Here is a 12,455-nt window from a genome sequence, read left to right as displayed (position 1 = left end):
ATTGTAGTGGCTGTGCCGTGAGCCGGAAGGACGGGTGATAATCCAGGCGCCAGCGCCTGCCCTGAGGGGCGGTGTTAAAATGCCTGGCTGGTCTAGATGAATACGCTCGCCACATGTCCCAGATTTTTTTTCCTAAACGCCGGCAGTTGGTCTACGCGGGCCTTGCCGCTATAGGTGGGGCCGGCATGGTGCGCCTAGCGCATGCCGCCGACCCCGACCCACTGTTCCAAAGGCGTTTTCCCGACCCTGCCGGTGCCGAGCAAGCCATGTCCGGCTTTCTGGGCAAACCTGTTGTGGTCAATTTCTGGGCGACATGGTGCCCTCCGTGCATACACGAAATGCCCGACCTGCAGGCGCTCAGCGAAAGCCACCCGCATGTGGCTTTTGTGGGCTTGGCTGTCGATACTGCCGTCAACGTGCGTGCTTTCGCTAAAGACAAAGTTCAAGTAAGTTACCCGCTGCTGGTTGCCGGCCACGAAGGTATTGAACTGATGCGGCCCTTGGGCAACAGTAAAGGCGGTCTGCCTTTTACGGTGGTTTTCGACGCGCAGGGTCAGCTTGTCGAACGCATACTGGGGCTGGTAAAGCCCGATAGCCTCGATGCCACGTTGGCTGGCCTCAAGGTCTGAAAACTCTTAAATGCCTGTATTTTGATAGACAAACAGGGTACTTTCGCGTAAAAAGACGGTCTGGAACCTTCTTCGACTCATAATGGCGCAACACATACTTGTCCTGCACGGGCCCAACCTTAATTTGCTGGGCACCCGCGAACCGGCGGTGTACGGGCATCAAACCTTGCAAGACATAAACCAACGCCTTTTCGAACTGGCAGCGTCTCGTGGTGCCCGGTGCACTGCGTTCCAAAGCAATCACGAAGGTGAGCTTGTCGACCGCGTTCATGCGGCGCGCCAAGATAGCACCGACTTCATTCTTATTAATGCGGGTGCCTACACCCACACCAGCATTGCCTTGCGTGACGCACTGGCCGCTGTAACCATCCCTTTTGTCGAAGTGCATCTTTCCAACGTGCATCGTCGAGAGTCCTTTCGTCATCATTCCTATCTGTCTGATTTGGCAGTGGGTGTGGTGGTGGGCCTAGGGGCTTATGGCTACGAGGCCGCTTTGCAATACGCATTGCAGGCATGATCCGCTGGGCATGCATCGCTTCAACTACGGCGGCCTTCCCCTTCCAGGAATGTCGTCTCGTCATGGAAACCAATCATGGATTTGAGAAAACTTAAGACACTCATCGACTTGGTGGCCGAGTCCGGCATCACCGAGCTTGAGATCACCGAAGGTGACGGCACCGTGCGTATCGTCAAGAGCCTGCCGCCTACGCAGCCCGTGATGATGGCTCAGCCGCAAGTGCAGACTGTGGCAGCCGCACCTGCTGCTCCTGCCGCGGCTGTTCAGCCCGCCGCCCCAGCTGCTGCGCCGGTTATCCAAGGCCATCCTGTGAAGGCGCCCATGGTTGGCACCTTTTATCGCTCGCCTAATCCTGGTGCTTCGCCATTTGTCGAAGTGGGCCAAAGCGTCAAGGAAGGCGATCCGCTGTGCATCATCGAGGCCATGAAGCTGCTCAACGAAATCGAGGCAGAAAAATCCGGTGTCATCAAGGAAATTCTCGTCGAGAACGGTGAGCCCGTCGAGTATGGTCAACCCCTGTTTGTGATCGGCTAGGGCGTCAAGGCATGTTTGAAAAAGTACTTATCGCGAATCGCGGCGAAATCGCGCTGCGTGTCCAGCGCGCCTGCCGAGAGCTGGGAATCAAGACCGTCGTCGTGCACTCCGAGGCCGACCGCGACGCCAAGTACGTGCGCCTGGCCGACGAGTCGGTGTGCATTGGGCCTGCGGCCGCGCGTGACAGTTATTTGAGCATGCCCGCCCTGATCTCTGCGGCAGAGGTCACCGATGCGGAAGCTATTCACCCCGGCTACGGTTTTCTCTCCGAGAATGCCGACTTTGCCGAACGTGTGGAAAAAAGCGGCTTTGTCTTTATCGGCCCTCGCCCTGAAACCATACGGATGATGGGTGACAAGGTTAGCGCCAAGCATGCCATGATCGAAGCCGGCGTACCTGTTGTTCCGGGTTCCGAGGGCGCACTGCCCGATGACCCTGCTGTCATTATGCAGACGGCACGCAAAGTGGGTTACCCAGTGATCATCAAGGCGGCTGGTGGCGGTGGTGGACGCGGCATGCGTGTGGTGTACACCGAGGCAGCGTTGCTGAACGCCGTCTCCATGACGCGTACCGAAGCGGGCGCAGCTTTCAATAATCCCGAAGTCTACATGGAAAAATTCCTGGAGAACCCTCGTCACATCGAGATCCAGGTACTGGCTGATGGCGATCGCCACGCTGTATGGCTGGGCGAACGCGATTGCTCCATGCAGCGTCGTCACCAGAAGGTCATCGAAGAAGCGCCCGCGCCGCACATTCCGCGCCGCCTCATCGAGCGCATAGGCGAGCGTTGCGCCGAAGCTTGCCGCAAAATGGGTTATCGCGGTGCAGGTACATTCGAGTTCCTGTACGAGAACGGCGAATTCTTCTTTATTGAAATGAATACCCGTATCCAGGTCGAGCATACGGTCACCGAAATGATCACTGGCATCGACTTGGTGCAGCAGCAGATCCTGATTGCTGCGGGTGAAAAATTCTCTTTGCGTCAGCGCGACATTCAGTTCCGCGGTCACGCCATAGAGTGCCGTATCAACGCCGAAGATCCCTACAAGTTCCTGCCCAGCCCGGGGCGTATCACCAATTGGCACACGCCAGGCGGGCCCGGCGTGCGTATGGATTCCCACGTGTTTAGCGGTTATATGGTGCCGCCCAACTACGACTCCATGATCGCCAAGCTGATTACCTATGGCGATACGCGCGAGCAGGCGATTGCCCGTATGGAAATCGCCTTGTCCGAAATGGTCGTCGAAGGCATACAGACCAACATTCCGCTGCATCGCGATTTGATGGCTGACTCCCGCTTTGTCGAAGGCGGTACCAGCATCCATTATCTTGAAGAGCGTCTGGCGCAGCGCAGCGCTTAAGGCACAAACCGGCGGCGCGGCAGGGCGCCGCAAGTCTTTTTCGGAGTTGCCATGCGCGAACTCGTATTGCATTGCCCTCAGGCGCATGCTGAAGCGTTGTCCGACGCCTTGCTGCAAGCGGGGGCTTTATCCGTTTCCGTCGAGGATGCCGACGGCGATACGCAGGCCGAGCAGCCTTTATACGGTGAACCCGGGCTGGAGCCCGAGGTTCAGGCCTGGCAGCGTAACCGTGTGGTGGTGTTATTGCCAGACGGGCAAGATCCCGAGCAGTTGCTTGCCCAGGCCGACGCATTGGCAGGTTCCGGCCGCGAAGCCGATTGGCATACGCGTGAGGTACCCGATGCCGATTGGGTACGCCTGACTCAGTCCCAGTTCGGCCCCATACCCATAGGCGAGCGCATCTGGATAGTACCCAGTTGGCACCGTGAAGATCCCGAGGTGCCGGCGGGCGACAGAGCGGATGACGGCATTGTGCGCATAGAGCTTGATCCGGGGCTGGCCTTTGGCACCGGAAGTCATCCCACCACGCATCTTTGCTTGCAGTGGTTGGAAGCCTGCCTGCCGTCTGATGCGACGGTATTGGATTATGGCTGCGGCTCTGGCATTTTGGCTATTGCAGCTTCCCTGCTGGGCGCAAGTCGCACCGACGCCGTCGATATCGATGAGCAAGCTGTTCTGGCTACGGGCTTCAATGCGCAGACCAACCATGTGCATGTCAATGCCATGTTGCCTGATGCCCTGGCAGACGGCCAGTATCGTGTGGTGGTGGCGAATATTCTTTCCAGTCCGCTCAAGGTGCTGGCTCCCATGTTGGCCAACCGGGTCGCCCCAGGTGGCGATCTCGTGTTGTCGGGTGTGCTTGAAAGGCAGGCAGACGAAGTGGCACAGGCTTATGCGCCGTGGCTGACAATGCAGGTATGGCGCAGCCGCGATGGCTGGGTTTGCCTGCATGGTCGGCGCGATTGAGCCCAGCCCTGTTTGCGGAGGCCTTGCATGGAATTAATGACGTGTTGTCCCGCTTGCGGCACGACTTTCGCCGCAAGGCTTGAGCAACTGCAGCTGCGCAAAGGGTATGTGCGCTGCATAAATTGCGCCCATATTTTTGATGGCTATGAGGCTGTCGTTTCGGCGCCGGCCTCCCCGCATACACCCCCGCCGTTAACGGAAATCAAGGCAAAGCCTGTTTATGAGCCGCAGCCGGATGCCACCGTTCATCGCAAGGTAGAGACAGCGTCGCCAGAGCCGTTCGTAGGAAGCCGCGAGCCAGCTGACGACGCCAACCCGTTCGGACCCAATGTCGAACCCGGTTTACACAGGACGGATAGTGATCCTGAGCCTGGCTATACATGGGAAGAAGACGAAGCGGATGCGGCGGATTCGCCCATCTATGGTGAGTCGCGTGTGGGGGGGCGACCCGCAGTACCCGGTTTCCTGGCCGGAGACGCTCGGCCTGCCCGACGTAGCGGGTTGGCGCGTTTGGCTTGGGCGGTACTGATCCTGGCCGGCTTGCTGCTTGCTGCGGCTCAAGCCGTTTATATTTATCGCATGCAGATAGCCGTGCAATGGCCCGCACTGCGCCCTGTGTTAGAAGCAGCCTGCCAGCGGTTTCAATGCGAAGTTCCCTACGCGCGTAAGCTTAAGCTGTTGTCTGTCAGTGACTCCTCTTTGCAGCGTAAGGGGCAGAACATGGTTTTCGAGGCCCTGTTGCGCAATAGCTTAGATGGGCCTCAACAATGGCCGGTTCTTTGGTTAGAACTCACCGATGTCTCTGGGGCGGTGCTCAGCCGTCGCTACCTGCCGCCCGACGTGTATCTGGGCGCCTCGCCGCGTCCGGGCCCAGCCTTTCCTGCCGCCAGCGAGCGGCGCATTTCAGTGGTTTTGGAAATCAAGGCCGAGCATGTCAGTGGCTATCAGGTTGGCCTGTTTTTCCCGTGATCAAGTAAAAGCGAAACACCATGATGAAAAAGACTCCTACGCTGCACCAGCGGCATGACGATGCGCAAACCGGCGCTGCTTATTCCGGGGGCAACACCACGGGAAAAAATATTCTGGTATGCGGTTCGGTGGCTTTCGACACCATTGCCGTATTCGAAGGTCACTTCAAAGAGCACATTCTCGCGGAAAGCATCCAGTCGCTCAGCGTGTCTTTCTTTGTCCCTACCATGCGCAAAGAATATGGAGGTTGCGCCGGCAACATCGCCTATAACCTGAGTCTCCTGGGAGCAAGTGCCGTGCCAGTAGGCATGGTGGGCCCGGATGCCAGCGACTATATTGAATACATGCAGAGGCTGGGCATAAACACACGCCATGTTCAGGTGTTGGACGATATGTTTACGCCCCAGTGCTTTATCACGACCGACTTGGATAACAACCAGATCGCCTCCTTCCACCCTGGTGCTATGCTGCAGTCTGCACAGAATGATTGGGGCGATACCCGCGCTGCGTGGGGCATTGTCGCGCCTGACTCCAAAGATGGCATGTTTGCGCATGCGCGCCGTTTCAAAAGCCAGGGCATTCCTTTCGTATTTGACCTGGGCCAAGCCATGCCTTTGTTCGATGGCGAAGACCTTAGACAAATGCTCGAGTTGGCCGACATCGTGACGGCCAACGATTACGAGGCCAGCATCATTGTTCAACGTACTGGCCTTAGCATGACCGAGATTGCCGGTTCGTTGCGGGCGGTGGTGGTAACGCGGGGCGCCGAGGGTTCTACGCTATACGAGAACGGCACTGAAACGCATGTGCCCGCCATCAAGGCCGAACAGGTGGTAGACCCTACCGGATGCGGAGACGCCCACCGCGCGGGCTTGCTGCACGGTTTGGTGCAGGGCTGGACGCTACAGCAGTCGTGCTGCTTGGCGAATGTAATGGGGGCTTTTAAAATTGCCTCTAAGGGGCCGCAGAATCATCAGCCCTCGCGCGACCAAATTAGCGAAGCGCTTCAGCGGCATTACGGTATCAAGCTGTCGCTGGCTTGAAAGCTGGCCAGCACTGCGGCGCTACCGCTGTTGCCACCACAAGGCCCGTCGAAAGGCTTTACAGGACAAGACGTCCAAGGAGATTTACCATGCAACGCATTATTTCCCTTCCCTTCTTGCAGCGGGCCGGGCGTTTTGCCGGCTTGGCCGCCACGCTGGCAGCCTTGGCTGTAGTGTCCGGGTGCGCACGTAATTCGGCATCCAGCTCTGTTTACACCTACGGGCAGGCCCAGCAAGAACAGATAGTCCGTATCGGCACCGTTATTGCGGTGCGCCCCGTTACCATCCAGCAAGAAAAAGGCAGTGGGGTAGGCATGGTGGCCGGTGGCGCTTTGGGTGGCGTTGCAGGCAACGCCATAGGTGGCGGCACGGGGCGTGCCATTGCAACTGTGGGTGGCGTTATTTTGGGCGGCCTGCTTGGCGACACCGTCGAGAACCAAGTCAACAAAACCCAGGGCCTAGAGATCACCGTACAGCTTGATAACGGCGAGACTCGTGTGGTGGCTCAGGCGGCAGACGTCAACATTACCAACGGGCAGCGCGTGCGCCTGATCAGCGGCGGCGGCCCTACCCGCGTAGTGCCTATGTAAAACTCCTGGCGCTGTTTACAGCGCCAGGTTGTTGAAGGCCATCTGGCGCAGAATCATCATGACGATCTGCGCCACGATGATCAACACCAGCGGAGAAAAATCCAGCCCGCCAAAGTTGGGAAGTATTCGCTTGATGGGGTTCAGGAGTGGGGCTGTTAGCTGATTCAGCAACGGCATAACGGGCGCCATGGGGTTCACCCATGACAACACCGCCTGAATGATGGTGCCCCATATGACAAGATTGCATGCCCAGATCAGTACCGTGAATACGCTAAAAATTAAAAGAGCCGGTATTTGATCAATGGTGGGCAGGGCAGCTGTTAACAGCAGGCCTGTTAGCAGCACATAGATAAAGGCAGTTAACCAGGCACTAAGCAGAGTCGCCCAATCTACTTTGTTGGTCGTGGGGACCACCTTGCGTACTCCGTGTACCAACCAGTCGGTAACACGAAAGATAGCCTGCAAATATGGATTGAATGGGTGCATGCGGATGGAGTATGCCCATGCGCGTAGCAACAGAGCGGCTCCGAACACGGAGGAGACAATATCGAGCACGAAGCTCAGCACATTACTGATCATGTTGGATGCGAAAGTTTGCCGAGTTCAGGGAAAAGGGGCTGGCGGCGCTGGTGTTAGCTTGTGCCGCTAATAAGCACGTGGCTGTAATGATAGAAAGCTGCCTGGTGTGACCCAGGCAGCTTCAAATATAACACCAGCTGATAGCTTGCTTGATGACGCGTTCGGCTTAAAAGATACGTGTTTAACGAATGGCCGATGGGGCGCCCAGCATAATGCTTAAGGACGCTTGCCGGTAGGGAACGGCCATGATGCAGCAGGGTTCACTGACTGGTTTGCCGCCGATGCGGCAGCAGTGGCTTTTTCGGCTTTGGCAGCAGATTTGGCGTTGGCCTTTTTAGGCGCTGCAGCCTTTTTAGCAGCCGCTTTTTTTGCGGGAGCTTTCTTGGCGACAGTCTTTGTAGCGGCGGCTTTCTTTGCCGGTGCTGCTTTGCTTGCCGCTTTCTTGGCTGGCGCTTTGACCGCTACGGCTTTCTTTGCAGGCGCCTTTTTTGCGGCTACTTTTTTCGCTGCAACTTTTTTGACGGCGACTTTCTTTGCTGCCACTTTCTTGGCAGCGGCTTTCTTGACTACAGCCTTCTTGGCCACGGCTTTCTTTGCAGCAACTTTCTTGACAGCGACCTTCTTGGCTACGGTTTTCTTTGCAGCGACCTTCTTAACGGCAGCCTTTTTGGCTACGACTTTCTTTGCTGCAACTTTTTTAACCGCAGCTTTTTTCGCTACGACTTTCTTTGCTGCGACCTTCTTGACTGCGGCTTTCTTGGCAGGCGCTTTCTTTGCGGCTGCTTTCTTGGCCGCGGGCTTCTTCGCGGCTTTCTCGGCTGTTGCCATGGTAGGGCTCCTTGAGACTGGATCGAAGGATACGTTCACCCATTTGATATGGCCCCCACTTCGGGTGCGAGCCATCTCAAATGGCGCAGGCGTGCAAAGCATAAGCCTTGCACGCCTAGAGTCTAACTGAAGCGCCTGGTGTATCCAAGCATTATTCCCAACTCAATGCACCACCGGTTTGATATTCGATGACGCGTGTCTCGAAAAAGTTGCGCTCTTTTTTGAGGTCTATCATCTCCGCCATCCATGGGAAGGGATTTTCTTCGGCGGGGAATTGCGCTTCAAGGCCGATCTGTTGGCAACGACGATTGGCAATGAAACGAAGATAGGACTTGAACATCGTGGCATTAAGACCCAGCACGCCGCGTGGCATGGTGTCTTCAGCGTAAGCGTATTCAAGCTCTACGGCAGTTTTGAAGAGCTCTTGAATTTCTGCGCGGAAGGCAGGTGTCCACAGGTGAGGGTTCTCGAGCTTGATGGTGTTGATGAGATCGATACCGAAGTTGCAGTGCATGGACTCATCGCGAAGGATGTACATGTATTGCTCGGCGGCGCCCGTCATTTTGTTCTGTCGGCCCAGCGCAAGAATTTGCGTAAAACCAACATAGAAGAACAGGCCTTCCATGAGGCATGCGAAAACGATCAAGGACTTGAGCAGGGTTTGATCGGCTTCGGGGGTGCCGGTTTTGAAGTGGGGGTCGGCAATGGCGTCGATGAAAGGGATGAGGAACTCATCCTTGGCGCGTATGGACGGCACTTCGTGATAGGCATTGAAAATCTCGGACTCGTCGAGATCCAGGCTTTCAACGATGTACTGATAGGCGTGGGTGTGGATGGCCTCTTCGAATGCCTGACGCAGCAAGAACTGACGGCACTCTGGGGCGGTGATATGACGGTAAGTACCCAACACGATGTTGTTGGCAGCCAGGGAGTCAGCAGTAACGAAGAAGCCCAGATTGCGTTTAACGATGCGGCGCTCGTCGTCGGTAAGACCGTTAGGATCTTTCCAGAGAGCGATGTCGCGCGACATGTTCACCTCTTGCGGCATCCAGTGGTTGGCGCAAGTGGCAAGGTATTTTTCCCATGCCCATTTGTATTTGAATGGCACCAGTTGATTGACGTCGGTGGTGCCGTTGATGATGCGTTTGTCGGCGGCACGAACGCGTTGGCTGGTGCCGGGGGCGGCAGCCTCGGCGCTTGCCGTTACGCCCAGGTCGGACGTCGCGGGTTGCGGCGTGTGCGCTGGTTGAGCGCTAGCGGTGGAAGAGTCGTTCCAGTTCAGCATGATGAGTTTCCTTTAACCGTGTTTACTGGCAAGCTTCGCACTCTTCGAAGCCTTCGTCGCCTGGGCGCATGGTGCATACCGCACCGACGACTTCAGCGTCGGGTAGTGCGGGGGCTGCGGCCAAGCCGGCGGCGGCGCCTGGTACCGAAGACGATACGGCGTTCAGTTCACCACCGCGGCCGGTGGATTTCTCGGCGTTGGTTGCACCGCTTGCGCGCAGATAATAGGTGGTCTTCAGGCCGCGTACCCATGCCAGCTTGTAGATGTGGTCGAGCTTCTTGCCCGAGACGCCGGCCATGAAGATATTGAGTGATTGCGCTTGGTCTATCCACTTTTGGCGACGTGCGGCGCACTCAACTACCCAAGTGGGGTCGATTTCAAAAGCGGTGGCATAGCGCTCGCGCAGTTCGGCCGGGATGCGGTCGATGCGAGCCAGGCTGCCGTCGAAGTACTTAAGGTCGGCGACCATGACTTCGTCCCACAGGCCCAGTGCTTTGAGGTCGTGCACCAAGTCTTCGTTGACCACGGTGAACTCGCCGGACAGGTTGGACTTGACGTACAGGTTGCGGTACGTGGGTTCAATGCAAGGCGAGACGCCGATGATGTTGGAAATCGTGGCGGTGGGAGCAATGGCTACGCAGTTGGAGTTACGCATGCCGTGTTGCTGGATATGGGCGCGCAAGGCGTCCCAATCCAAGGTGGCGCTGTCGTTGGTGTCGACATAGCCGCCGCGCTGCTCGCGCAGCAGGGCCAGTGTGTCTTTGGGCAAGATGCCGCGGTCCCACAGCGAACCCTTGAAGGTGCTGTAGGCGCCACGTTCGATAGCCAGTTTGCTGGAGGCCTGGTAAGCGTAATAGCACACGGCTTCCATGGACTGGTCGGAGAACTCGACGGCTGCTTGCGATGCAAACGGCACCTTCATTTTGTACAGGCAGTCTTGGAAGCCCATGATGCCCATACCGACAGGGCGGTGGCGCATATTGGCGTTACGGGCTTTCTCGACGGCGTAGTAGTTGATGTCGATGACGTTATCCAACATGCGCATGGCGATGTTGATCGTGCGTTGAAGCTTTTCGTGATCGAGTACGAACTGGCCGGCTTCGTTGCGTTTCATGTGGGCCGACAAATTGACCGAGCCCAGGTTGCACACGGCGATCTCAGACTCGTTGGTGTTGAGTGTGATTTCGGTGCAAAGGTTGGAGCTGTGCACCACACCCACGTGCTGTTGCGGCGAGCGGATGTTGCAAGGGTCTTTGAAGGTGAGCCAAGGGTGGCCGGTTTCGAACAACATGGACAGCATCTTGCGCCACAAAGAAAGGGCGGGAATCGTCTTGAACAGCTTGATCTCGCCGGAGCGGGCTTTGGCTTCGTAGGCGAGGTAGGCTTTTTCGAATTCTTGGCCATACTTGTCGTGCAGATCGGGCACGTCGGAGGGCGAGAACAGCGTCCACTCGCCTTCTTCCATGACGCGCTTCATGAACATATCGGGTATCCAGTTGGCCGTGTTCATGTCGTGTGTACGACGGCGCTCGTCACCGGTGTTTTTACGCAGTTCGAGGAACTCTTCGATGTCGAGGTGCCAGGTTTCTAGGTAAGCGCAGACGGCGCCTTTGCGTTTGCCGCCTTGGTTGACCGCAACGGCGGTGTCGTTGACAACCTTAAGGAAGGGCACGACACCTTGGCTTTCACCGTTGGTGCCTTTAATGTGGCTGCGCAACGCGCGCACAGGCGTCCAGTCGTTGCCCAAGCCGCCGGCATACTTGGCCAGCAGTGCGTTCTCTTTGATGGCGTCGTAGATACCTTCGAGGTCGTCCGAGACGGTGGTCAGGTAGCACGAGGACAATTGCGAGTGCAGCGTGCCCGAGTTGAACAGGGTGGGAGTGGAACTCATGAAGTCGAACGAGGACAGAATCTCGTAGAACTCGATGGCGCGTGCCTCGCGTTCGGGCTCGTTCAGGGCCAGACCCATGGCGACGCGCATGAAGAAGATTTGCGGCAGTTCAATGCGACGGCCACGGACGTGCAGGAAATAGCGGTCGTACAGGGTTTGCAGGCCCAGGTAGTTGAACTGATGGTCGCGTTGCGCTTGCAAGGCTTGGCCCAGGCGCACCAAGTCGAACTGCCCCAGTTTGGCATCGAGCAGGCCGCTTTCTATGCCGAGTGCGATGAACTCGGGGAAATACTGCGCGTAGCCATCTGTCATGGCGGATTGTGCGACTTCGCGGCCCAAGACTTCCGTGCGTATGGTGTGCAGCAACAAGCCAGCCGTGACATAGCTATAAGCGGGGTCGGTTTCAACCAGGGCGCGGGCAGCCAGGATGGCGGACTTGTAAACCTCTTCGACGGGTACACCGTCGTAAAGGTTCTTGACGGTCTCTTCGAGGATGGCATCGACATCGATGATTTCACCGTGCCCGGTTGCGGCTTCGGCGATGGTCTTGCGCAGCAGCGCCATGTCTAAGGGTCGGCGTGCGCCTTTGTCGAGCACGCTGATGCCGGGTTTTTCTTGGGGGGGGCTGCTTTGGGTGTTGGCAGCGGTGTCGCGGGCGCGTTCTTGGGCGCGTTTTTCACGATACAGCACATAGGCGCGGGCAACATCGTGCTCACCTGAGCGCATCAGTGCCAGTTCTACCTGGTCTTGGATTTCTTCGATGTGAAACGTGCCACCCGAGGGGCGATGGCGCACCAAGGCATTGACGACCTGGGCTGTGAGTTGCTCGACCAGTTCGCGGATACGGGCAGACGCCGCACCCTGACCGCCGCTAACGGCGAGGAAGGCTTTGGTCATGGCAACAGCGATTTTTCCCGGTTCGAAGCTGACGACGCTGCCGTTGCGACGAATGATATGGAAGCTATGCCATTGACCGGCACCGCTGGGTTCTGTGGTGGCGTCGGATGAGGAGGGCGGCAGATTTTCCGGTAGGGAGGTCGCTGGTTGAGTCGTCTGCATGTGGGCTCCGGGGAAGATGAGGCGCACCGCCGGTAAAACGGCGCACGCTGAAGTAGGGCGATACGATGCGCTGGCCTTGTGAGCCAGTGCATGGGCGGAAAAAGGGAACGGATTATAACCACAATATATAGTGGGTTAAGCCACTATATATTGTGGTTTGTTTTTATTGGCCCACTAATTGTAGTGCCGAGGGAGGGGGGTGGC

12 protein-coding genes are annotated in these 12,455 nt (G+C 57.3%); 8 read left to right on the top strand and 4 right to left on the bottom strand.

Annotation, left to right across the window (positions count from 1 at the left end):
* The first annotated feature begins 113 nt into the window (after window positions 1-113).
* The 8 genes from H0484_RS02555 to H0484_RS02520 all read left to right on the top strand — a co-directional run bounded on the left by H0484_RS02555 (window position 114) and on the right by H0484_RS02520 (window position 6,609).
* Window positions 114-629 (top strand): TlpA family protein disulfide reductase, encoded by a 516-nt coding sequence (locus H0484_RS02555; protein ID WP_226952862.1) that lies wholly within the window; start codon window positions 114-116, stop codon window positions 627-629.
* Window positions 630-711: 82 nt separating this feature from the next.
* Window positions 712-1,146, top strand: coding sequence for a type II 3-dehydroquinate dehydratase (gene aroQ, locus H0484_RS02550; protein WP_226952861.1), 435 nt, complete (start codon window positions 712-714; stop codon window positions 1,144-1,146).
* 75 nt (window positions 1,147-1,221) lie between these two features.
* On the top strand, window positions 1,222-1,680 hold the full coding sequence (gene accB, locus H0484_RS02545) for an acetyl-CoA carboxylase biotin carboxyl carrier protein (RefSeq protein ID WP_226952860.1): 459 nt from the start codon (window positions 1,222-1,224) through the stop codon (window positions 1,678-1,680).
* Between the two features lie 11 nt (window positions 1,681-1,691).
* On the top strand, window positions 1,692-3,041 hold the full coding sequence (gene accC / locus H0484_RS02540) for an acetyl-CoA carboxylase biotin carboxylase subunit (RefSeq protein ID WP_226952859.1): 1,350 nt from the start codon (window positions 1,692-1,694) through the stop codon (window positions 3,039-3,041).
* 51 nt (window positions 3,042-3,092) lie between these two features.
* Window positions 3,093-4,007, top strand: coding sequence for a 50S ribosomal protein L11 methyltransferase (prmA, locus tag H0484_RS02535; RefSeq protein ID WP_226952858.1), 915 nt, complete (start codon window positions 3,093-3,095; stop codon window positions 4,005-4,007).
* A 27-nt stretch (window positions 4,008-4,034) separates the two neighbouring features.
* Window positions 4,035-4,976, top strand: a complete 942-nt coding sequence (locus H0484_RS02530; protein ID WP_226952857.1) for a zinc-ribbon and DUF3426 domain-containing protein — start codon at window positions 4,035-4,037, stop codon at window positions 4,974-4,976.
* Window positions 4,977-4,996: 20 nt separating this feature from the next.
* Window positions 4,997-6,019 carry a carbohydrate kinase family protein gene (locus tag H0484_RS02525; RefSeq protein WP_226952856.1) on the top strand — a complete coding sequence of 341 codons (1,023 nt, stop codon included), beginning with the start codon at window positions 4,997-4,999 and terminating at the stop codon, window positions 6,017-6,019.
* Between the two features lie 89 nt (window positions 6,020-6,108).
* Entirely contained in the window at window positions 6,109-6,609 is a 501-nt protein-coding gene (locus H0484_RS02520; protein ID WP_226952855.1) for an outer membrane lipoprotein, read from the top strand.
* A 15-nt stretch (window positions 6,610-6,624) separates the two neighbouring features.
* On the opposite strand, the gene H0484_RS02515 is transcribed toward H0484_RS02520, so the two are convergent.
* The 4 genes from H0484_RS02515 to H0484_RS02500 form a co-directional block, all read right to left on the bottom strand.
* Entirely contained in the window at window positions 6,625-7,188 is a 564-nt protein-coding gene (locus H0484_RS02515) for a YggT family protein (protein ID WP_226952854.1), read from the bottom strand.
* A 216-nt stretch (window positions 7,189-7,404) separates the two neighbouring features.
* Window positions 7,405-8,016, bottom strand: coding sequence for a histone H1-like DNA-binding protein (locus H0484_RS02510; RefSeq protein WP_226952853.1), 612 nt, complete (start codon window positions 8,014-8,016; stop codon window positions 7,405-7,407).
* Between the two features lie 151 nt (window positions 8,017-8,167).
* The gene (locus tag H0484_RS02505) at window positions 8,168-9,301 is read right to left on the bottom strand and encodes a ribonucleotide-diphosphate reductase subunit beta (protein ID WP_226952852.1); all 1,134 of its coding nucleotides are present in this window, start codon (window positions 9,299-9,301) and stop codon (window positions 8,168-8,170) included.
* Between the two features lie 22 nt (window positions 9,302-9,323).
* Complete coding sequence (locus H0484_RS02500) at window positions 9,324-12,251, bottom strand: ribonucleoside-diphosphate reductase subunit alpha (RefSeq protein ID WP_226952851.1); 2,928 nt, start codon at window positions 12,249-12,251, stop codon at window positions 9,324-9,326.
* Between the last annotated feature and the right edge of the window lie 204 nt (window positions 12,252-12,455).

Source organism: Mesopusillimonas faecipullorum (assembly GCF_020539505.1).
Classification (GTDB): domain Bacteria; phylum Pseudomonadota; class Gammaproteobacteria; order Burkholderiales; family Burkholderiaceae_B; genus Mesopusillimonas; species Mesopusillimonas faecipullorum.
This window is presented reverse-complemented; position numbering and strand designations above follow the sequence as displayed.